A 21,257-nucleotide genomic window follows, 5' to 3' on the forward strand; every position below is an offset into this window, starting at 1 on the left:
ACTTTCCTCCTTCTCGGACGTACATCTCCGGATCGGGCCTCGGCCCGTCCTGGGATGGGAGAAGTGCTACGTCCTCGGGAAGGAGAGCGTCCGTGCGTTCACGCGGACAGGGCCGCGTCAGAATCACCGACGATCACCCCCGAGCGACAACCACTGGACCACGCGCGGTGCGTGGCCGCCGGACAGGCCCCGCCGGTCGACGGGAACCCCCCTGTCCGTGGGTCGGCGCCACTGCTCCGCCGGCCCGCCCGGTGGGGATCCAACGTTTCGGTGGCCACGGCCGGGTCGCCGCGCCGGTGCGCTGTTGGACCGAGCGTGGACGATCGTGGTGTATTCGCGCCCGGGACACAAGGGGGTTCGTTACTGGCTGGTAATGGGCGGGCCGCCGAGGGGCGACGGGGCGCCGCCGGGCGGGCACACAGGGTGCCTCGAACCGCCCCGACAGAACTCGCGAATACCACCAATACCCGGACAGACCAAGCCGGTTGATTTACTCGCAGTAACAGCGACCCCGCTTTACCAAGTTTTGGCAAAACGGGGTCGTGGTGCCGGGGGTCGGCAAATTGTTATGTGTCGCCCCGGAAGAGGGGTCGGGGCGGATGGGACGTCAGAACAACACCCTGGCGAGCGCGGACCGCGCCGCGGTCACCCTGGGGTCGTCCGAGCCGATCACCTCGAAGAGTTCGAGCAGCCGCAGCCGCGCCATGTCCCGGTCCTCCCCCGCCGTGCGCCGCACGGCTTCGACCAACCGGCCGAAGGAGTCCTCCACATGACCGCCGACCAGATCGAGGTCGGCGGCGGCGATCTGCGCGAGGACGTCGTCGGGCTTCTCCGCCGCGTCCTTGCGCACCTGCCCCGGGTCCAACCCCTGGACCCGGGCGAGCAGTTCGGCCTGCGCGAGACCGAGCTTGGCCTCCGTGTTGCCGGGGTCGTCGACGAGCACGTTCCGGTACGCCTGCGCGGCGCCGCCGAAGTCGTTGGCGTCCAGCGCCCGTACGGCGGCTTCGAGCAGCGCGTCGTACGGCCCGGCCTGCTCCACGGGCTCGGCGTCCGCGTCCTGCGCGCCGGCCTCCCCGTCGACGGTGAGACCGGTGAGTCCGAAGCGCTGCTCACCGACCTGGATCAGCTGGTCCAGCGTCTCGCGGATCTGGCCCTCCGGGGCCGCGCCCTGGAAGAGGGGCAGCGCCTGGCCGGCCACCACGGCGAAGACCGCCGGGATGCCCTGGATCCCGAACTGCTGCATCAGCATCTGGTTGGCGTCGACGTCGACCTTGGCGAGAACGAACCGGCCGTTGTAGTCACGGGCCAGCCGCTCCAGAACGGGGCTGAGCTGCTTGCACGGCTCGCACCACTCGGCCCAGAAGTCGATGACGACCGGGACCTCGGCGGAGCGCTGGATGACGTCGCGCTCGAAGCCGGCCTCGTCGACGTCGATCACCAGACTTGAGGGGGGTACGGCACCGGTGTCGCCCCGACGGGCCGCCTCGGCGCGGGCCTGCTCGGCCTTGGCCTTGGCCTCACCGGCCGCCTTCACCGCGGCGAGATCGACGACGCCGCTCATGGACATGTTCCTAGGCTGCATGAGTACATCCTCCCCTCTCCGCGCGCGCAAGTGAAAAGCAATCGGACAGTTTGTACCGCCCACACAGAACCGTGTCCGGCTCCGTACCCCCCGCAGGCCGCGGGGCGTACGGGCGGACACGGGCGTCACGCCTCTTCGCGCCCCGCGCATGACCTGAACACGTACGGGGCAAGTCCCCGGTGAGGGACCTGGGTTCGGTACGGGGTCCCCACCCCGTACCAGTGGTCGTCGCTCAAGAACCGCCCGAGAAGAAACGGTCTTTCGCTACGGGTCGTAGCGTAACCGGAAGGTCCCCCGTCCGTGTGAGATTCATCCGGTGAACTGACTCACAGCGGATTCCCTACCGCCCGGTATGGTCGCGGGCATGCTGAGCCGCCGCCACGACAGTCCCACCCGCTCCGGCCGTCCCCGCAGCGCCGCGGCCGACACCGCGATCCTGCTGGCGACGCGGGCGGCACTGGTGGAACTGGGCTGGTCCAAGCTGTCGATGGGGGATGTCGCCGCGCGCGCGGGCGTCGCCAAGACGACGCTGTACCGGCGCTGGGCGAGCAAGTACGAGCTGGTGGTCGACGCGGTCGCCCTCATATTCGACGAGATCGAGATCCACGACCTGGGCAGCCTTGACGCGGACATCGAGGGCGTCGTGCTCCAGTTCGCCGCCCTGCTGGAGCGGCCGGAGACCAAGACCGCGCTGATGGCGGTGGTCGCCGAGTCCACCCGGGACGACGCGCTGCGGGACCGGATCCGTACGGCGATCGTGGACCGGCAGAAGGGGCTGGTGCTCAAGGGCCGTGAACGGGCCCAGAAGCGGGGCGAGTTGGCGTACGAGAGCGATCCCGGGACGGCGGCGCGCAACGCCGACCTGATCTTCGACGTGATCGCGGGCGCGGTGGTCCACCGCACGCTCGTGAGCGCGGAGCCGGTGGACGAGGACTGGGCGCGCGGCTTCACGCTGCTGCTGGTGGGAGGGCTGGCGGCGATCCAGGGCTCATGAGTCCCTTGACCTCAAGGGGACTTGGGGTTCTAGCCTCGCGGCCGTACCGATCCCGTGGATCGCGCAGACGGTCCCGCACCCCGGAGGACGCCGCCATGACCGTTCAGGAGCACACCACCGAGGAACTGGCCGCCCAGCCCATCGGCTACTGGAGCGGCGCCACGATGCGCCGTGTCGTGGGCCGTATCCGCGCGGAGCTGGCCACCGACGACCTCACCCAGCCGCACTGGTGGACCCTCAACCATGTCGCGGGCGCGCCCGGGGCGTGGGACCGGGAAGGGCTCACCGAGCGGCTCACGCCCTACGACGACCAGGACAGCGACTTCGAGGCCGTGTTCGCCGATCTGATCGCCCGTGGCTGGCTGGCCGAGGAGTCGGGCGCGTTCGTCCTCACCGAGGACGGCGAGGCGGGCCGGCTCCGCGCCCGGGAACGGCTGTCGGCGGTGAACGACCAGGTGCACCGGGGCATCACGCCCGACGAGTACGCGGCGGCCCTGAACGTCCTGCGCCGCATGATCGACAATCTGGGCGGCGACAGCGACCTCCCCGGCGGAACCGTCCGGACGGTCCGCTGAGCAGCCCGGCATGCGCGGTGCGGACCGTCCGCTGAGCAGCCCGGCGTGCGCGGTGCCGTCTCGGTTCAGAAGCCGGGCGGCTCCGTGTACGTGCCCCACTCGTCCCGCAGGACGCCGCAGATCTCGCCCAGCGTCGCCTCCGCGCGGACCGCCTCCAGCATCGGGCCTATCATGTTCGACCCGTCGCGCGCGGAGACCAGCATCGCCTCCAGGGCCGTACGGACACGGGCGTCGTCACGCGCGGCCCTGCGGTCCGCCAGCTCCGCCACCTGGTCGCGCTCGACCTCGTGGCTGACGCGCAGGATCTCCAGGTCGCCGGTGACGGAGCCGTGGTGGACGTTGACGCCGACCACGCGCTTCTCGCCCTTCTCCAGCGCCCGCTGGTACTGGAAGGCGGACTCCGCGATCTCGCCGGTGAACCAGCCGTCCTCGATGCCGCGCAGAATGCCGGACGTGATGGGCCCGATGGGGTGCTGTCCGTCGGGGTGTGCCCGCAGACCGCGCTCCTTGATCTGCTCGAAGATCTTCTCCGCGTCGGCCTCGATGCGGTCCGTGAGCTGCTCGACGTACCAGGAACCGCCCAGCGGGTCGGCGACATTGGCGACGCCGGTCTCCTCCATCAGCACCTGCTGGGTGCGCAGGGCGATCTCGGCGGCCTGCTCGCTGGGCAGCGCCAGGGTCTCGTCCAGGGCGTTGGTGTGCAGCGAGTTCGTGCCGCCGAGGACCGCCGAGAGGGCCTCGACCGCGGTCCGTACGACGTTGTTGTACGGCTGCTGCGCGGTGAGCGAGACACCGGCCGTCTGGGTGTGGAAGCGCAGCCACTGCGCCTTGTCCGTCCTGGCGCCGTACATCTCCCTCATCCAGCGCGCCCAGATCCGGCGCGCGGCGCGGAACTTGGCGATCTCCTCGAAGAAGTCGAGGTGCGCGTCGAAGAAGAAGGAGAGCCCGGGCGCGAAGACGTCGACGTCCATCCCGCGCGAGAGGCCCAGCTCCACATAGCCGAAGCCGTCGGCGAGGGTGTAGGCGAGCTCCTGCGCGGCCGTGGCCCCGGCCTCGCGGATGTGGTAGCCGGAGACCGAGAGCGGCTTGTACGCGGGGATGGACCGCGCGCAGTGCTCCATCAGGTCGCCGATCAGCCGCAGATGGGGCTCGGGCTCGAAGAGCCACTCCTTCTGGGCGATGTACTCCTTGAAGATGTCCGTCTGGAGCGTGCCGTTCAGTACGGCGGGGTCGATGCCCTGGCGCTCGGCGGCGACGAGGTACATGCAGAAGACCGGGACGGCGGGGCCGCTGATGGTCATGGACGTCGTGACGTCCCCGAGCGGGAGGCCGCCGAAGAGGATCTCCATGTCGGCGGCGGAGTCGATCGCGACGCCGCAGTGGCCGACCTCGCCGAGCGAGCGCGGGTCGTCGGAGTCGCGGCCCATGAGGGTCGGCATGTCGAAGGCCACCGAGAGGCCGCCGCCGCCGTTGGCGAGGATGGTCTTGTAGCGCTCGTTCGTCTGGCGCGCGTTGCCGAAGCCGGCGAACTGGCGGATCGTCCACGTACGGCCCCGGTATCCGGTCGCGTGGAGACCACGGGTGAACGGATACTCACCCGGCCAGCCGATCCGCTCGAATCCCTCGTACGTGTCACCCGGACGGGGCCCGTAGACCGGCTCGACGGGATCGCCGGAGAGCGTGGTGAAGTCCGCGTCCCGCTTGCGGGCCTTGTCGTAACGGGCCTGCCAGCGCTGGCGGCCCTCCTCGATGCCTGCGGTGTCGGCGTGCGCGTGAGGGTCCATGCCTCCGAATTTACTTGGACGTCCTAGTAAATGTCGAACGCTCACCGCCACGAGTTTTCCCGCGGCGGTGGGAGGAGCCGGGACTCAGGCCTCGACGGTGGCGGTCTCGTCCGGCGTGATCAGCGGCTGGACCTCTTTGGTGATCCTCGGTTCCACGAGGAACGAGGCGACCGGGATACAGCCGGCGGCCAGCACCCACAGGAGCTTGCCGAAGGGCCACTTCGCCTTGGAGCCCAGGTCGAAGGCGAAGACGACGTAGACGATGAAGAGCACACCGTGGATCTGGGAGATCACCATGGTGTCGCCGGCGTCGAAGCCGTACTTCATGACGATGGCGACGGTGAACACCAGCAGCCAGACGGCGGTGACGTACGCCATGACCCGGTAGCGGGTCAGGATGCTCTGTTTCATGCCCTGAGCGTAACGACCCGAAAAATCCCCTCGGACGCCAGGGGCCGGGGGTACGACGGGGGCTGGGCCGACCGGGTGACTCAGCTGTCGTCGAAATCCTGGGCCGAGACGCGCAGCGGGCGCAGTATCGCGAAGATCTCGGCGCACTCCTCCGCGTCGTACGCACCGAGGCCGAACTCCATCGCCATCAGGTCACGGGTCGCGGCCTCGACGACCTCGCGGCCCTTGTCGGTGATGGAGGCGAGGGTGCCCCGGCCGTCGTTCGGATTGGGGCGTTTGTCGACCAGGCCGGATCTGACGAGACGATCGATCGTGTTCGTGACGGACGTCGGGTGGACCATCAGCCGCTCCCCGATCTTGGACATGGTCAGCTCACCGGCCTTGGAGAAGGTCAGCAGCACCAGCGCCTCGTACCGGGCGAAGGTCAGTCCGTACGGTTTGACCACCGCGTCGACCTCGGCGAGCAGGATCTGGTGGGCCCGCATGATCGAGGTGATCGCGCCCATCGACGGCACGGGCCCCCAGCGCTGCTGCCAGAGCTCGTCGGCTCGGGCGATGGGATCGAAGGCGAGGCTGAGCGGCTTGGACACGCCGACGACCTTACCCAGTGGTCAGGGGGCGGTCTGCCCCTACTCCCGGTTTGCCCGGGCCGGTTCGCCGCACCTCGCGTACGAGAAGGACGGAGCAGAGGGTTCCGATCAGACCGGAGCCGGCGACGACCTGGTGGACGGGGAGGAACTCGGCGGCGAGACCGGCCAGTGCCATGCCGAGGCCCTGGATCGTCATCAGTCCCGCGGTCATCAGGGTCATGGCCCGGCCGCGGAGCTCGTCGGGGACGGCGTCCACGAACCACTGGTCGAGGCCGATGACGTACACGGCGCCGGCCCCGGAGAGCGCGAGGGCGATCAGCGCCAGGGTCATGCCGGGGGTGACGGCGTAGACGAGCAGCGGCAGCAGCCCGGCGGCGGCCGCGGGAAGCACGATCCGCGAGCGTGAGCGGGGGCTCAGCGCCGAGCCGGCGACGAGCTCCGCCGCGATCTGCCCGACCGGCATCGCGCACATCATGAGCCCCAGCGCGGCCCGACCGGCGCCGATCCGGTCGGCGTACGGCGCCATGAGCGCCTCCGGCGCGACCAGGAACATCGCGGGCACCCAGAAGAGCAGCATCAGCGCCCGGATCCGCCGGTCGGCGAGGACGAGCCGGGCGCCGCCGAGGGAGTCCCGGAGCAGGTTCGCGCCGCCGTCCTTCTTGAGGAGGCGGGCGGGCCGGTCCTTCGTACCGAGGCGCAGCACTGCGGCGGAGCACAGGAAGGTGAGGACGGTGAGGGAGATCGCGCCGCGCGGGGGCACGACGGCGAGGAGCGCGCCGCCTACGGCGAACCCGGCGAGCAGCGAGCTCTGCGAGACGATCCTCAGGAGGGAGCGCCCGAGGACATAGAGGTCCCCCTCCCCGAGGATGTCGGCGAGCGCGGCCGTCCGGGTCCCGGTGAAGACGGGCGCGACGGCGGCGACGGCGCACCGCAGGGCGAGCAGCCCGAGGACCGGGGTCCCGGGCAGCACCATGACGGCGACGAACGCGGCACAGACGAGATCGCAGACGACGAGCACGCGCCGCGCCGGATACCGGTCGGCGACCCCGGCGAGCAGCGTCCCCCCGAAGAGGTACGGCAGCATCCCGAGCGCGAAGGTGAGGGCGCTGAGCAGGGGCGACCCGGTGAGGTCGTAGACGAGGACGGTGAGAGAGATCTCGGTGACGACGACCCCGAGAAGGGAGAGCAGGTGCGCCGCGAACACGGCGCGGAACTCGCGCACGGCGAAGACCGCGCGATAGCCGCGCGGGATGGGCGGCGCCCCGTCGGTGGCGCCGGCCCCGGCCGGGTGCTCTCCCCCGGGAGGTGCGGGCGTCGGTGTGCGCCGGGGGCCCGGCGCGGGCGGTGGGGTGGTGGTGGGGTCCGGCGTCGGCATGGGCACAGCGTCGTCGCGGCCGGGTCCCGGCTCTAGACTTTCGGCACCAGCCGAATCTTGCCTACGGGAGCGAGGGACTCCATGGTGTTCCAGCTGCGTTTCGGGGAGAGCGATCTGCTCCGGTGCCGGTTCGCCCTGTCGCCCCTGTGGGAGACGCAGGAGGCCGTACGCACCCTCGCGCGGCCCGAGCGGCACGGGTACCACCTGCCGTGGCTGCGGCGGGTCAGGGCGGCGGCCGACGGGCTGGATCTGCGGCCCCTGCGGCTGCTGATGCCCCGGACCGGCCACAATCCGGACTTCCTCTGCCCGCCGCCGGAGAGCCCCGTCGCCACCTTCGCGGACGAGATCGCCCTCGTACGGTCCACGCGGCCGGGGGCCGCCCACCGGGACCTGGCCCTCACGCTCGCCGAGACGCCCGGCGCGGCCGGGAGCGACGCCGGGCGCGCGATGCTGGCCGACCCGGCGCGGGCGGTGCGGGAGCTGGCCGGGCTGCTGGAGGAGGTCTGGCGGCGGCTGGTGGAGCCCGACTGGCCCCGGCTGCGCGCGCTCCTCGAAGCCGACATCGCGTATCACTCGCGACGCCTCGCCGAGGTCGGATTCGGGCGGCTGCTGGGCGAGTTGAGCCCCCGGCTGGTCTGGGCGGACTCCACCCTCACCGTTCTCGGCACCCGCGGCGACCACGACCGGGTCCTCGACGGGCGCGGGCTCGTCCTCGTACCGAGCGTCTTCACCTGGCCCGAGATCATCGGCGGGCACGAGCCGCCGTACCAGCCCGCCGTCATCTACCCGGCGCGCGGCATCGGCGGGCTGTGGACGGAGGCCGCCGACCGTACGCCGGACGCGCTCGCCCGGCTGCTCGGCCGGGTCCGCGCCGATGTCCTGTGCGCGCTCGACGAACCCGCCGGGACCACCGCGCTCGCGCACCGGCTCGGCCTCGCCCCCTCCTCCGTCTCCGCCCATCTGTCGGTGCTGCGCGACGCGGGCCTGCTGACGTCGCGGCGCCACTCGCACCAGGTGCTGTACGAGCGGACACCACTCGGGATCGCGCTGGCGGTGTCGTAGCACCACGGAGGGTGACCGATATGCCACGATTGCCCGGTCCTGTGCTTCTCCGGTCGTTCAAGGGGGCTGGATGTCCAGCCGCACCACGCGCCTCGTCTCCATCGCCACCGCCGCCGTATGCGCGCTCGCCGGCTGTTCCTCCGGCTCCGACGCGCCCGAACGGGACAAGGAGGGGGCCGCCGCCGTACGGGGCGAGGCCGCCCCGACCGCCGGTTCCCCCTTCTGGGTCGACCCCCGGAGCGATGCCGCGCGCCAGGTCGAGCGGTGGCGGGCCCAGGGCCGTACCGAGGACGCCAAGGCCCTCAAGCGGATCTCCGAACGCCCCGTGGCGGACTGGCCCGCCGGTGACGACCCCGCGCCCGAGATCCGCAGGGCCGTACGGGGCGCCGCCGGAAAACGCACGGTGGTCCTCGTCGCGTACAACATCCCGCACCGTGACTGCGGCCTCTACTCCGCCGGCGGCGCCCGCGACGGCCAGGCCTATCTCGCCTGGATCGACTCCTTCGCCGACGCCATCGGCACGGCGCGCGCCCTGGTGATCCTCGAACCGGACGCCGTCTCCCATCTGGTGGACGGCTGCACCCCCGCCGAGCACCACGGGGAGCGCAGCCGACTGCTCTCCGAGGCGATCGACCGGCTCAAGCGGCAGCCCGCCACCAAGGTCTATCTGGACGCGGGCAACCCGGCCTGGATCAAGCAACCGGCGAAGATCGCCGAGCCGCTGCGCACCGCCGGGGTCGCGAGGGCGGACGGCTTCTCCCTCAACGTCTCCAACTTCCAGACGGACGAGGCGGTCAAGGCCTTCGGCACCAAGCTGTCGGGACTCCTCGACGGCGCCCACTTCACCGTCGACACCAGCCGCAACGGCGCCGGTCCCCTCACCGACGGGGGCGACGAGGCCTGGTGCAACCCGCCGGGCAGATCGCTGGGTACGCCGCCGACCACCGAGACCGGCGACGCCCTGGTCGACGCCTACCTGTGGATCAAACGGCCCGGCGACTCGGACGGCCCCTGCCGGGGCGGCCCCGCGGCCGGCACCTGGTGGCCGGACTACGCCCTCGGACTCGCCCGCCGCGCCGGGAACTGAGGCGGACCCGGCGGTGTCGGACGCGGACTCAGGACCCGGCCTCCTCCTTCACCTGGATCCACCGCGCCTCCGACGACACCCCCGCCGTGTCCGTCACGAACAGCATGTACCAGCCGGGCGGCACCAGCGTCGGGTCGGACGGCACGTCCACCGTCAGCGAGCCGCCCCGCTTGGTCATCGCGAGCTCGATCGACCGCTGCTCCACGTCCGTGCTGTGCGTGACGGCGCTCGGCCGCATCAGCCGCGCCTTCGCGATCCGGTCCGGACGGTCCGTACGGAAGGTGGCCCGCCCGTTCTGGTCGAGCTCCGCCGGCCCCTCCTCCAGCACCGGCCGCCGCTTCGCGCCCTCGCCTTCCAGGGAGGGCGGGGTGTAGATCTCCACCCGCTGCTCGAACCTGCCGAGTTTCGTGTTGTCCGCGTCGTCGAAGAGCGGGTCGGAGCCGAAGGTCGCCACCCGTCCGTCGGGCAGCAGCAGCGCCTCGGAGTGGTAGTTGCGGCCCACGGTCGGGTCGGCCGCCTTCCGGAAGGTGTTCGTCCTCGGGTCGTAGAACTGCGCCTTGAGGATGTCGCTGGCGCTGCGCCCCCGGTAGTCGGACGAACCACCGCTCGTGAAGACCGTGTCGTCGGGCATGATCACGCTGCTCAGATAGCGCGTCCCCTGCGGCAGGTCCGGCCCGGCCCGGAAGGCGGGACTGTCCTCCTTCAGATCCACGATCGCCGTACGGGCCGTGGACTTCGACGACTCCCCGACCCCGCCGCCGCCGAGCACCATCACCTTCTGGTCCTGCGCGGGAGGCAGCACCAGTGAGGCCGAGGTCTCCGTCTGGTCCAGCTGGCCGAGCCCGTCGACCTTCGTGAAGATGTTCCTCCGCAGGTCCCACAGGCCGGGCTGACGGCCGGCCGTGGCGGGGCCGTACCCCGCGTTCGACCCCGAGTAGAAGATCTTGCCGCCCTTGGTGAGGAAGAGCGCGGGATACGTGGGGAAGTAGCGCGTCGGGCCCTTGGACCACTTCTTGGACTTGGGGTCGTAGATCTCGTTCTCCCCGGTGAGGACGGCGCCGACGTCGTCCAGACCCGAGACGGCGAGCACCCGGCCGTCCTGGAGGGTGACCAGCGTCGGGTACCAGCGGGCCTCCTTCATCGGGTCCACCCGGATGTACCTCTCCGCCACCGGGTCGAACTCGTACGCCGCCTTGATGCCCTGGAAGTCCTGCTTCTCCGTGGTCAGCTTCTGCGCCAGACCGTAGTAGTTGTCCGCCTCCTTGCCCCTGAGGCCGACGATCTCGTACTGCGCGGCCTCCGTCGTCAGTGCCCGGGGCCCCTTGTCGACGGCCTCCACGAAGACCCGCGCCTCGCCCGCGGTGACCTTGGTCTTCCAGGGCAGCATCCGGCCGCCCTTGGCGTACGTGATCTTGAAGTCGCGCTTCGCCTTGGGCACGGTGACATCGAACTTGCTCACGTACTCGACCCCCGACGGGGAGCGGAAGCGGGTGCCCTTCTTGAAGGTGCGTGCCCGGTCCGGGCTCTCGTTCTTCACCCGCATCCCGCCGCCGGCCCGGTCGACCTTCCCTCGGAGGACCTCGTAGCGCGCGGTGCCGCCCGCCACCAGCAGCCGCCCGTCGGCCAGTTGGGAGTGGCCCGCGCAGAAGAAGTCCTCCGGGGTGGGGATCTTGCGGTACGAGTTGTCGGACGGGTCCCACAGGACGGTGTCGAAGGTGCCCGCGTCGAACTTCTGCTGGCTGTTCCCGGACCCGGCGATCAGCAGCACCTTGCCGGTGCGCAGCAGCGCGGCGTGGATGGCGTTGGTCCGGTACTCCTCCGGGACGTCGAGCACCTCCCAGGAGCCGTAGCGCGCCTTGTAACCGGGCTGCGCGATCTTGTACGCGTGGTACTTGTCCTCCGCGAAGGAGATGGCCGCCGGCGCGTTGAGCGACATCAGCAGCACCACCGCCCCGCCACCGAGGAGCGTCTTCTTGAACTTGTGCGAGGGCCGGTAGGCCATGGGTCAGTTCCCTCCTGTCGTGGTGGCGAGTGCCGGCTCCGGCTGCTCCGGCCCGTCTTCGATCGGCTGCACCGGGATGCCGGCCGCGTCGCGGCGCCCGCGCAGGGTGGTCCAGCCCCAGACGGCGACCGGGGCGAGCGAGATGACCAGGGCCAGTACGGCCCAGGTGCGCATCGCGGCATGGGTGTTGCCGAAGTACACGGACGCCGCGAGCGAACCCGTCAGCACGGCGGCCCAGCACAGGTGCACCCGGAAGGTCATGACGCGGTCGGCGCTCCTCTCGCCGCCCTTCGGCGTGACCACGAAGCGGCCGCTGGTGCGCAGCACCGCCGAGCCCAGCGACATGAGATAGATCGGCGCGCAGAGCGCCGACATGGCCATCCCCGCCAGCCCGCCGGAACCGCTGGGCTCGTGCGGCGAGACGTTGTGCCGCCGGTTCCAGAGGTAGAGCCCGATCTGGCAGGCGGCGGCGTCGCTGTAGAGCATCAGCCAGAGCGAGGAGGAGACCTGTGTGCCGGAGGCGCCGAGCCACAGGAACAGGACGCAGCTGAGGATGCCGAGCAGCCAGTTGACGGCGGTCATCGGGTAGTAGACGAGCATCAGCGTGTAGCTGAGGAGCCGGCCGGGCGGGACCCGGAAGACCGCCTTGCCGTACTGCCGGAGGATGGTCTCGTACGTCCCCCGTGACCAGCGCAGCTGCTGGGTGAAGAAGTCGGTCCAGGAGGCGGGGCCCTCGCCGACGGCGAGGACGTCGGGGGTGTAGACGGACCGCCAGAACCGTCCGGTCTGCGGGTTCCTCCTGCGGTGCAGTTCGAAGCCGGTGGCCATGTCCTCGGTGATCGAGTCGTAGAGGCCGCCGACCTGCTTGAGGGCGGTGACCCGTACGGCGTTGTTGGTGCCGACGAACATGGGCGCGTGGTAGCGGTTGCCGGCCCGCTGGATCAGCGCGTGGAAGAGGAACTGCTGGGATTCGGCGGCCTTGGTGACGGCGGCGTCGTAGTTGCCGTAGACCTGCGGTCCGACGACGAAGGCGACGTCCGGGTCACGGAAGAAGCCCAGCATCCTCTCCAGGAAGTTGGGCAGCGGGACGTGGTCGGTGTCGACGGAGGCGAAGAAGTCGTAGTCGTCGCCGTACATCGCGAGCCAGGCGTTGTAGTTGCCGTGTTTGGTACGGGCCTTGTGGACGCCTTTCTTCCTGTTCCACTCCGGTACGCCCAGACGGCTGAAGTGACGCACCCCCAGCTCCCGGCAGAGCGCCCGGGCGGACGGGTCGTCGCCCTCGTCCAGCAGCCAGATGTCGAGGGGGCCCCGGTGCCGCAGCCGTACAGCTCCTTCGAGGGTGCCCCGCAGCATGGAGAGCGGTTCCTTGCCGGGGACGTACGTGGTGACGAACGCGACGCGGGTGCCGACCTCGGCGACGACCGGCACCGGGTCCCTGGCGACGAGCGTCGCGTGTGCGATGGAGGCGACGTTGACGAGCATGAAGAACGCGATGAGCCCGATCGACACGAGCATCACGGTGTCGAAGGCGATGAGCCAGCGGGCGGCGCCCTCGCGTTCGGTCCAGTGGGTGGGCCAGACGAGATAGACCAGCAGCACTCCGGAGAGCAGGGGGGCCAGGACCATCAGCGCGACCGCGCGCACCCGGTGGGGCTCCCGGGCGAGCAGACTCCGGTACCGCACCTGGTAGGCGATCGTCCGGTCCGGCTCGGTCAGCGGGCCGGCGAGACAGCTGTACGTGTCGTAGTCGTAGCCCTCCGGCCGCACGGTGCCTCCAGCAACTCCAGCGTCTGAGCGAGGTCGATATCCCCAGAAAAGTGGATATACCTCGGCGTGTCGACTGGAGTCGTCCGTGCGAGTGGCAGTAAGGGGCGCCGAAGGGGCCGCGGGGATCGCGGATCTGACGGCGGATCCGGCGCCCGGGCGCCGTCAGCCGGCGAGGTGCCGTTCCAGCGACTCGACCTTGGAGTCGAGGGCGTCGGTGACCCCCGCCCGTACGTCGGCCTTCAGTACGAGCGAGACGCGCGGGGCGCGCGCCTCGACGGCGGCGACCGCCCGCTTGACCACGTCCATCACCTCGTCCCACTCGCCCTCGACGGAGGTGAACATGGCGTCGGTGCGGTTCGGCAGCCCGGACTCGCGTACGACGCGGACGGCGTCCGCGACGTACTCCGCGACGTCCTCGCCCACACCGAGCGGCGTGATGGAGAAGGCGACGATCATGCGCTGACCGTACCCTCGCGGCGGGCGCGGGAGGCGATGACCTCGTCCTCGGCCTCACGCCTGAGCCTGCGGTCCGCGAAGAAGCCGCCGGTCGGCAGGACCGACAGCACGAAGTAGAGCGCGGCGGTCCCGAGCGGCCAGCGGACGCGCTTCCAGGCGTCCAGCCAGAAGATCACGTACAGGACGAAGAGCAGCCCGTGGATCGCGCCCATCACCGGGACGGCGTTGAAGTCCGTCGTGCGCTTGAGCACGGAGCAGACGAGCAGCAGCAGGAACGACACGGCCTCCGGCGCCGATACCAGGCGGAGACGGTGGAGGGATGAGGCGGTCTTGATGTCCACGGGGCAGGCACCTTCGTCGTCGGGGGGCGTCGCGGTCGTCGCCGGGTGATCACCGTGATCGCCGCGCGCGCGGGATCACCGCGGCTCACCCTGGGCGCATGATCATCTTGTGAACGCGCGCACAAGCGACGTCCCATTGTGACACCGGGCTTTGCCCGATTTTTATCCGGGCCCGGATACCTTCGTGCTGTGGCTCAGTTCCGACTCCAAGGCAGCAAGGTGCTCGCCGTCTCGATGACAGGCGACTCCGTGCGGGCGAAGAACGGCTCGATGGTCGCCTACGACGGCCGGATGGCGTTCAAGAAGTTGTCCGGTGGCGGTGAGGGCATACGGGGCATGGTCACCCGGCGCCTCACCGGCGAACAGATGGTCATGATGGAGGTGAAGGGGGAGGGCACCTGCTTCTTCGCGGACCGGGCGAGCCAGATCAGTCTGGTCTCGCTGCACGGCGACAAGCTGTACGTGGAGGCGAGCAATCTCCTGTGCACGGACGGCGGACTGCGGACCGGCACCAGCTTCAACGGTCTGCGCGGTGGCGCGAGCGGCACCGGCCTGTTCACGACGACCGTCGAGGGCACGGGCCAGGCGGCGATCATGTCCGACGGCACGGCCGTGGTGCTGCGGGTGACACCCCAGTACCCGCTCTCCGTCGACCCCGGCGCGTACGTGGCGCACCAGGGCAACCTCCAGCAGAATCTCCAGTCCGGGGTGAACTTCCGGACCGTCATGGGCGAGGGCGGCGGCGAGGCCTTCCAGCTGCGCTTCGAGGGCGACGGGCTCGTCTACGTCCAGCCGAGCGAGCGCAACACCGTCGGGGGCGATGTCTGATGCCGTTCCGGGAGATCAACTCGAAGATGGTCGAGGCGACGGTGGCGCCCGGCCAGAAGATGTTCAGCCAGCGCGGCGCGATGCTCGCCTACCGGGGCGAGGTCACCTTCACGCCGAACACGGCGGGCGGCCAGGGCGGTCTGATGTCGATGATCGGCCGGCGCGTGGCGGGTGAGGCCGCCCCGCTGATGACGGTGGAGGTTCCCCTCGGGCCCGGCGGCCCCGGGGGGACCCCGTCCGGCACCGTGCTGTTCGGTCACGGCGGCCATCACATCCAGGTGATCGAGCTGAGCGGCGACACCCTGTACGTGGAGGCCGACCGGCTGCTCGCCTTCGACGGGACGCTGGAGCAGGGCACGATGTTCATGGGCGCGCAGGGCGGCGTCATGGGCATGGTGCGCGGCCAGGTGACGGGCCAGGGCCTGTTCACCACGACCCTCAAGGGCCATGGCTCGGCGGCCGTGATGGCGCACGGGGGGATCATCGAGCTGCCGATCGGCCAGGGCCGTTCGGTCCATGTCGACCCTCAGGCCTATGTCGCCCACCACGGCGACGTCCGCAACAAGCTCTCGACCGCCGTCGGCTGGCGCGACATGGTGGGCCGGGGCTCGGGCGAGGCCTTCCAGCTGGAGCTGAGCGGCAACGGTGCGGTGTACGTCCAGGCGTCGGAGGAGAAGCTGTGAGCACGCCCGTGGTTCTTGACCCGATGACGCTGCCGAGCGACGACAACGTCAACCCGTACACCTTCTGTGTGGAACTCAAAGGGAGCCAGTGGTTCCTCCAGAAGGGCAAGATGATCGCCTATTACGGGCGGATCGACTTCAACGGGATCGGGCACGGCCGGCTCGACCGGCTGGTGCGCAGCAGCTTCCACTCGCCGCTGCACGCGGGCGACTGGGTGGTGGCGGAGGGCAGCGGCAAGATGCTGCTGGCCGACCGCGCCTTCGACGTCAACTCCTTCGACCTGGAGAACGGCAATCTGACCGTCCGGTCCGGGAATCTGCTGGCGTACGAGCCGTCGCTGGCGCTCAAGCAGTCGATCGTGCCGGGCTTTCTGACCCTGATCGGTACGGGGAAGTTCGTGGCCGCGTCGAACGGCCCGGTGGTCTTCATGGAGCCGCCGATCCGGGTGGACCCGCAGGCGCTGGTGGGCTGGGCCGACTGCCCCTCGCCGTGCCACCACTACGACCACGCGTACATGACCGGGGTGATGGGCGGGCTGCGCGCGATGAGCGGGCTCGGCGGGTCGTCGGGCGAGGAGCACCAGTTCGAGTTCGTCGGGGCGGGTACGGTGCTGCTCCAGTCGAGCGAAGCCCTGATGGCGGAGACGGCGCGCGGTGTGGTGCCGAACGAGCCCGGTGTACCGGGCGGCGGCGGTGGTGGACAGCCCGCCGGACAGCCGGGCGGTGTCCCGAGGATGCCGGGACAGCTGGGAGACCTCCAGCGGCGCTTCGGGCTGTGAGCGGTAGTCTGCGGAGTGTGACCTCGAACGTGTGCGCCTTTTCTGTGCCCGGGGTCACACTCGCCGACTTCGTCCAATTTTCAACTTCTTAGGTAGAATTCATATATGGAGACCGAGACGGCCACCCGCTGGCTGAGTGACGCGGAACAGTGCACGTGGCGCACCCATCTGGACGTCAGCAGGCTGCTGATGCACCAGCTGGAGAAGGACCTCCAGCCCTTCGGGCTGACCAACAACGACTACGAGATCCTGGTCAACCTCTCCGAGGCGGAGGAGAGGCGGCTGCGCATGAGCGACCTCGCCGCCGCCACCCTCCAGTCCAAGAGCCGTCTCTCGCACCAGATCACCCGGCTGGAGAACGCGGGCCTGGTCCGCCGTGAGAACTGCGAGTCCGACCGCCGCGGCCTCTTCGCGGTCCTGACGGACCACGGCATGGAGACGATGCAGGAGGTCGCTCCGCACCATGTCGCCTCCGTACGGGCGCACTTCATCGACCTGCTGCCGCCCGAGGCGCTCGACGCGCTGAACAGGTCACTGACGCCGGTCGCCGAGCATCTGCGCGGGCGGCGCGCCAAGAGCTGACGCGGGGGCGGGGACCGGCCCGGCCGGCTCCCCGCCGACGGCGGGCAGGCGCAGCTCGAACCGGGCACCGCCCGCCTCGGCGCGTCCGACCTCCAGCGTGCCGCCGTGCCGGTGCGCCACGTCCCGGGCGATGGCGAGGCCGAGCCCCGCTCCGCCGTCGTCCCTGCTGCGGGCGTCGTCGAGGCGTACGAACCGCTCGAAGATCCGCTCCCGCTCCGCCTCCGGCACCCCCGCCCCGTCGTCGGAGACCGCGAGGACCACCCGGCCGCCCTCGCGGCGCACCGTCGCGCGTACCTCTCCCGCCGCGTGGCGCTGCGCGTTGTCCAGCAGATTGCCCAGCACCCGCGCCAACTGGCCCCGCGAGCCCGCCACTTCGGCACTGCCCCGGATGTCCGGCGTCACCGGGATCCGGTCGGTCGAGCGCTGCGAGACCTCCTCCCGTACCAGCGCGCCCAGATCGAGCCGTGTACTGCCCGCGTGCTCCCCCGCGTCCAGACGGGCGAGCAGCAGCAGGTCGGCGGCGAGCTGCTGGAGCCGTACGGTGTCCGCGACCGCGCCCGGCACGTCCAGCAACTCCGGGTGGGCCTCGCCCACTTCGAGCTGGGTGCGGAGCGAGGCGATCGGACTGCGCAGCTCGTGCGAGGCGTCGGCGACGAACCGGCGCTGCCGGTCGACGGAGGCCTCGAGCGCGGTGAGGGTCTCGTTCGTCGTACGGGCCAGCTTGGCGACCTCGTCGTGCGTGGCCGGCTCGGGCACCCGCCGTGTCAGGTCCTCGGACGCGGTGATCGCGGCCATCTCCCGGCGGATGCCCTCCACGGGCCGCAGCGCGCGCCGGGTGACCAGCCAGGTCACCCCGCCGACGACGACCAGCAGGGCCGGTACGCCGACGCTCATCGCGATCGTGGCGAAGCGGACGGCGCTCTCCTGCGGGCCGAGCGAGGAGCCGGTGAGGACGGTGTACGGGCCGCCCTCAAGCCGGGTGACCCGGCGCTCGGAGAATATGTAGTCCCCGGACCTGCCGTCGACGGTGGCGCTTCCGGTGCGGTGGTCCCCGGGAGGGGAGACCAGGCCGTCGGCCGGGGTCCCGGTGGCCTGGCTGTCGTCGTCGTGGTCGTCCCCGCTGTCGTCGTCCCCGCCGCTGTCGTCGTCACCACCGTCGTCATCGTCGTCGTCACCGGTCGGCGTGGGAGCGGGGGTGGGGGTCGGCGCCGCGGTGGGCGGGGGCGGGACGGGGCTCACGGCGGCCACACCCGTACCGGTGATCCTCTCCATGTCCTCGCTCGCGAGGACCAGCCGGCCCTTCCCGTCGAGCACCTGGGTCGGGTGGTCCTGGCCGCCCTGCAGATCGACTTCAGCGAGGGCTACGCGGTTCGCGATCTGCTGGGCGACCTCCAGCGAGAACTGGTCGGCGTCCCGCGCCGCCTGCCCGGTCAGATTCGAGCGCAGCGCGAAGAGCAGGGCGAACGCCGCCGCCACCAGCGCCACCGCCACCACGGCGGTCGCCCCGAGGGAAGCCCGGGACCGTACGGAGGAGAACGGGCGGCTCACAGGGCCACCAGCCGGTAACCGGCGCCGCGCACCGTCTGGATCGTCCCGGCACCGAGCTTGCGGCGCAGCGCGCTGATGTAGACCTCGATGATGTTGGGATCGCCGTCGTACGCGAAGTCCCAGACGTGCTCCAGGATCTCGGGCTTGCCCACGATCTGCCCCGCCCGGACCGCGAGCTGTTCGAGAACCGCGAACTCCTTGGCGGTGAGGGCGACTTCGGTGTCCGCCCGGTGGACACGGCGGGTCGCGGTGTCCACGGTGAGGGTGCCGACGCGCAGCACGGGCGAGGCGCCGGCCGAACCCCGGCGGCGCAGCAGGGCCTTGACCCGGGCGACGAGCACGACGTACGAGAACGGCTTGGTCAGATAGTCGTCGGCGCCGGTGTCCAGGCCCTCGGCCTCGTCGTACTCGCCGTCCTTGGCCGTCAGCATCAGGATCGGTACGTCGTTGCCCGCGGCGCGCAGGGCCGCGCAGACGCGGTAGCCGTTCATGCCGGGCAGCATGATGTCGAGCACTATCAGGTCGTAGGTGCCCTCACCGGCCAGATGCAGCCCTTCGAGGCCGTCGTGCACGACGTCCACGGCGAAGCCCTCGGCCCGCAGGCCCTTGGCCAGCGACACCGCGAGCCGTTTCTCGTCCTCGACAATCAACAGGCGCATGCGCACAGCCTCCCAAACCGAACCTGAAGAAAGCTTCAGGTGGCTTCAGGCTGCCTTCAGCTTCCCTCGGCCAGATTGAGGTCAAGCGAAACGGCCCGACGGGGAGGAACCCTCATGAAGCGCAATCTTGTCATCGCCAGCATCGCGACCGCGGCCCTGATCTGCGGTGGTACGTACACCGCGGTCGCCGGAGGCGCCGGAGCCGGCGACGGCGCGGTGCCGGAGCCGGTCTCCTCGGCCTCTCCGGTCAACGGCGCGGGCGGAGGTGACGACGACCGGGACGACGACGGCGGGCGGGACGACGGGACCGGCAATGGCAACGGCAACGGCAAGGACGACACCTCCGCGACGACGGCGAGGCTCACCGCCGAGCAGGCCGCGGCGGCGGCGCTGAAGCGGCACCCCGGCAAGGTGGAGTCCATCGACCTGGACGACGACGGCGACGACGACGGCTCGTCCGTCCGCCGGCACTGGGAGGTCGACATCATCGGCCAGGACGGCAGGTGGCACGAGCTGCGGGTCGACGCCGCGACCGGCTCGGTCCGCGTGGACGACGACGATGACGACAGCGACGACGACCACCACGAGCGCGCCGCCGTGAACGGCGCGGCGGTGGACGCCTCGGCGGCGGCCACGGCGGCGCTCAGGAAGCACCCCGGCGCCGTGACCTCGGTCGACGCGGACGACGACGACCGCAAGGCCGGCCACTGGGAGGTGACGGTGCGCGGGGACGACGGCCGTACGCACGCGGTGACGGTCGACATGGCCTCCGGCGCGGTCGCGGCGGCCCGTGGTGACGACAGCGACGACCGGGACGACGACGGCGGCCGGGACGACCGGGACGACCGCGTGGAGGGCAAGGACGACCACGGCCGGGACGACGACGGCAAGGACGACCGCCGGGACGACCGCGCCGACGACAAGGACGACGACCGGGGCGACGACCACGGCGACGACGACGGCCGGGACTCCGACGACGACAACGACGACGACCGCGGGGGTGACGACGACGGGGACGACGACTGACGTCCCGCAGCGCGCGCCCGAAGCCCGGGCGAGCCACCGGGCGGCCGGGCGAGGCGGCCGGTGGCGGAGGACGACCCCCTCCTCCGCCACCGGCACGTCGCGCCGGGCCGGTCCGCTACCCGCCCGTCAGCCCCGCCACCAGCTCGTCCGCCGCCGCGTACGGGTCCAGTTCACCCGCGACGATCCGCCGCGCCAGCGCTCCCAGGCGCCGGTCGCCGCGCAGGTCCCCGATGCGCCGGCGCAGCGCGGTGACCGCGATGGACTCCACCTCGCGGGCCGCGCGCCGGGCCCGCCGTTCGGTGAGGACGTCGTTCTTCTCCAGCCAGGCGCGGTGCTTGTCGAGCGCGTCGACGACCTCGTCGATCCCTTCGCTCCGCGCGGCGACGGTCTTGACGATGGGCGGGCGCCAGTCGCCGGGGGCACGGGCCTCGCCGAGGCCGAGCATGTGGTTCAGCTCGCGGACGGTCGCGTCGGCGCCGTCCCGGTCCGCCTTGTTGACGACGTAGAGGTCACCGATCTCCAGGATTCCGGCCTTGGCCGCCTGGATGCCGTCCCCCATTCCGGGCGCGAGCAGCACCACCGAGGTGTCGGCCTGCGAGGCGATCTCCACCTCCGACTGCCCGACGCCCACGGTCTCCACCAGGATCAGGTCGAAGCCGGCCGCGTCGAGCACCCGGATGGCCTGCGGCGCCGACCAGGCGAGCCCGCCGAGATGGCCGCGGGTCGCCATGGAGCGGATGTAGACGCCGGGGTCCGACGCGTGGTCGGACATCCGGACCCGGTCCCCCAGCAGCGCTCCCCCGGAGAAGGGGGACGACGGGTCGACGGCCAGCACGGCGACGCGTTTGCCCATCGCCCGGTACGCGGCCACCAGCGCGGACGTCGACGTCGACTTGCCGACCCCGGGGGACCCGGTGAGGCCGACGACGTACGCGCCGCCCGCCAGCGGCGCCAGCGCCGCCATCACCTCGCGCAGTTGCGGCGACTCCCCTTCGACCAGTGAGATCAGCCGGGCCACCGCCCTCGGCCGGCCCTCCCGTGCCAGGGCCACCAACTGGGGGACGTCCACCGTCATCCGTACCGCGCTCCGTTCCTGCTCGCTGGGGGTTTCCTGCCTGCCGACGCC

At 71.1% G+C, this 21,257-nt stretch carries 21 protein-coding genes; 9 read left to right on the forward strand and 12 right to left on the reverse strand.

Annotation, left to right across the window (positions count from 1 at the left end; genetic code table 11):
• Positions 1-607: 607 nt before the first annotated feature.
• On the reverse strand, positions 608-1,582 hold the full coding sequence (locus ACFWU9_RS21705; protein WP_384320764.1) for a tetratricopeptide repeat protein: 975 nt from the start codon (positions 1,580-1,582) through the stop codon (positions 608-610).
• A 364-nt stretch (positions 1,583-1,946) separates the two neighbouring features.
• Here ACFWU9_RS21705 and ACFWU9_RS21710 point away from each other — a divergent pair, with 364 nt between their 5' ends.
• Both ACFWU9_RS21710 and ACFWU9_RS21715 read left to right on the forward strand, forming a co-directional pair.
• Entirely contained in the window at positions 1,947-2,576 is a 630-nt protein-coding gene (locus tag ACFWU9_RS21710) for a TetR/AcrR family transcriptional regulator (RefSeq protein WP_384320765.1), read from the forward strand.
• Positions 2,577-2,671: 95 nt separating this feature from the next.
• Positions 2,672-3,151: a MarR family transcriptional regulator gene (locus ACFWU9_RS21715; RefSeq protein ID WP_384320767.1), complete on the forward strand. Its 480-nt coding sequence runs from the start codon at positions 2,672-2,674 to the stop codon at positions 3,149-3,151.
• A 65-nt stretch (positions 3,152-3,216) separates the two neighbouring features.
• On the opposite strand, the gene ACFWU9_RS21720 is transcribed toward ACFWU9_RS21715, so the two are convergent.
• The 4 genes from ACFWU9_RS21720 to ACFWU9_RS21735 all read right to left on the reverse strand — a co-directional run bounded on the left by ACFWU9_RS21720 (position 3,217) and on the right by ACFWU9_RS21735 (position 7,311).
• A complete protein-coding gene (locus ACFWU9_RS21720) occupies positions 3,217-4,935 on the reverse strand; it encodes a methylmalonyl-CoA mutase (protein ID WP_384320770.1) in 1,719 nt (572 codons plus the stop codon).
• Positions 4,936-5,019: 84 nt separating this feature from the next.
• On the reverse strand, positions 5,020-5,346 hold the full coding sequence (locus ACFWU9_RS21725) for a DUF3817 domain-containing protein (RefSeq protein WP_384320773.1): 327 nt from the start codon (positions 5,344-5,346) through the stop codon (positions 5,020-5,022).
• A gap of 80 nt (positions 5,347-5,426) precedes the next feature.
• Positions 5,427-5,936, reverse strand: coding sequence for a MarR family winged helix-turn-helix transcriptional regulator (locus ACFWU9_RS21730; RefSeq protein WP_384320775.1), 510 nt, complete (start codon positions 5,934-5,936; stop codon positions 5,427-5,429).
• 10 nt (positions 5,937-5,946) lie between these two features.
• Positions 5,947-7,311 carry an MFS transporter gene (locus ACFWU9_RS21735; protein ID WP_384320777.1) on the reverse strand — a complete coding sequence of 455 codons (1,365 nt, stop codon included), beginning with the start codon at positions 7,309-7,311 and terminating at the stop codon, positions 5,947-5,949.
• 81 nt (positions 7,312-7,392) lie between these two features.
• On the opposite strand from ACFWU9_RS21735, the gene ACFWU9_RS21740 reads away from it, so the two are divergent.
• Positions 7,393-8,373 (forward strand): DUF5937 family protein, encoded by a 981-nt coding sequence (locus tag ACFWU9_RS21740; protein ID WP_384320779.1) that lies wholly within the window; start codon positions 7,393-7,395, stop codon positions 8,371-8,373.
• Positions 8,374-8,443: 70 nt separating this feature from the next.
• A complete protein-coding gene (locus ACFWU9_RS21745) occupies positions 8,444-9,460 on the forward strand; it encodes a glycoside hydrolase family 6 protein (protein ID WP_384320781.1) in 1,017 nt (338 codons plus the stop codon).
• A gap of 28 nt (positions 9,461-9,488) precedes the next feature.
• On the opposite strand, the gene ACFWU9_RS21750 is transcribed toward ACFWU9_RS21745, so the two are convergent.
• The 4 genes from ACFWU9_RS21750 to ACFWU9_RS21765 form a co-directional block, all read right to left on the reverse strand.
• Positions 9,489-11,462 (reverse strand): galactose oxidase-like domain-containing protein, encoded by a 1,974-nt coding sequence (locus ACFWU9_RS21750; protein ID WP_384320783.1) that lies wholly within the window; start codon positions 11,460-11,462, stop codon positions 9,489-9,491.
• 3 nt (positions 11,463-11,465) lie between these two features.
• Positions 11,466-13,229: a glycosyltransferase family 2 protein gene (locus ACFWU9_RS21755; RefSeq protein ID WP_384320785.1), complete on the reverse strand. Its 1,764-nt coding sequence runs from the start codon at positions 13,227-13,229 to the stop codon at positions 11,466-11,468.
• 162 nt (positions 13,230-13,391) lie between these two features.
• Positions 13,392-13,685 carry an MTH1187 family thiamine-binding protein gene (locus ACFWU9_RS21760; RefSeq protein ID WP_384320787.1) on the reverse strand — a complete coding sequence of 98 codons (294 nt, stop codon included), beginning with the start codon at positions 13,683-13,685 and terminating at the stop codon, positions 13,392-13,394.
• Positions 13,682-14,026, reverse strand: a complete 345-nt coding sequence (locus tag ACFWU9_RS21765) for a DUF3817 domain-containing protein (RefSeq protein WP_384320789.1) — start codon at positions 14,024-14,026, stop codon at positions 13,682-13,684. Before ACFWU9_RS21765 ends, ACFWU9_RS21760 begins: the two co-directional genes overlap by 4 nt.
• Before the next feature lie 189 nt (positions 14,027-14,215).
• On the opposite strand from ACFWU9_RS21765, the gene ACFWU9_RS21770 reads away from it, so the two are divergent.
• From ACFWU9_RS21770 to ACFWU9_RS21785, 4 genes are all read left to right on the forward strand, one after another.
• Positions 14,216-14,854, forward strand: coding sequence for an AIM24 family protein (locus tag ACFWU9_RS21770; RefSeq protein ID WP_384320791.1), 639 nt, complete (start codon positions 14,216-14,218; stop codon positions 14,852-14,854).
• Positions 14,854-15,537 carry an AIM24 family protein gene (locus tag ACFWU9_RS21775; RefSeq protein WP_384320793.1) on the forward strand — a complete coding sequence of 228 codons (684 nt, stop codon included), beginning with the start codon at positions 14,854-14,856 and terminating at the stop codon, positions 15,535-15,537. The genes ACFWU9_RS21770 and ACFWU9_RS21775 overlap by 1 nt, the downstream gene beginning before the upstream one ends.
• Positions 15,534-16,316: an AIM24 family protein gene (locus tag ACFWU9_RS21780; RefSeq protein WP_384320795.1), complete on the forward strand. Its 783-nt coding sequence runs from the start codon at positions 15,534-15,536 to the stop codon at positions 16,314-16,316. Before ACFWU9_RS21775 ends, ACFWU9_RS21780 begins: the two co-directional genes overlap by 4 nt.
• 105 nt (positions 16,317-16,421) lie before the next feature.
• The gene (locus ACFWU9_RS21785) at positions 16,422-16,898 is read left to right on the forward strand and encodes a MarR family winged helix-turn-helix transcriptional regulator (protein ID WP_384320797.1); all 477 of its coding nucleotides are present in this window, start codon (positions 16,422-16,424) and stop codon (positions 16,896-16,898) included.
• On the opposite strand, the gene ACFWU9_RS21790 is transcribed toward ACFWU9_RS21785, so the two are convergent.
• Both ACFWU9_RS21790 and ACFWU9_RS21795 read right to left on the reverse strand, forming a co-directional pair.
• The gene (locus ACFWU9_RS21790; protein WP_384320799.1) at positions 16,848-18,446 is read right to left on the reverse strand and encodes an ATP-binding protein; all 1,599 of its coding nucleotides are present in this window, start codon (positions 18,444-18,446) and stop codon (positions 16,848-16,850) included. The two genes, ACFWU9_RS21785 and ACFWU9_RS21790, sit on opposite strands and share 51 nt — an antisense overlap.
• Complete coding sequence (locus tag ACFWU9_RS21795) at positions 18,443-19,105, reverse strand: response regulator transcription factor (protein WP_384320801.1); 663 nt, start codon at positions 19,103-19,105, stop codon at positions 18,443-18,445. The genes ACFWU9_RS21790 and ACFWU9_RS21795 overlap by 4 nt, the downstream gene beginning before the upstream one ends.
• A 114-nt stretch (positions 19,106-19,219) precedes the next feature.
• On the opposite strand from ACFWU9_RS21795, the gene ACFWU9_RS21800 reads away from it, so the two are divergent.
• A complete protein-coding gene (locus ACFWU9_RS21800; protein WP_384320803.1) occupies positions 19,220-20,131 on the forward strand; it encodes a PepSY domain-containing protein in 912 nt (303 codons plus the stop codon).
• Between the two features lie 115 nt (positions 20,132-20,246).
• Here ACFWU9_RS21800 and meaB read toward each other — a convergent pair whose 3' ends face one another.
• The gene (gene meaB, locus ACFWU9_RS21805; protein ID WP_384320804.1) at positions 20,247-21,206 is read right to left on the reverse strand and encodes a methylmalonyl Co-A mutase-associated GTPase MeaB; all 960 of its coding nucleotides are present in this window, start codon (positions 21,204-21,206) and stop codon (positions 20,247-20,249) included.
• Positions 21,207-21,257 lie beyond the last annotated feature (51 nt).

The sequence above is a fragment of the Streptomyces sp. NPDC058653 genome, assembly GCF_042716895.1.
Taxonomy (GTDB): Bacteria; Actinomycetota; Actinomycetes; order Streptomycetales; family Streptomycetaceae; genus Streptomyces.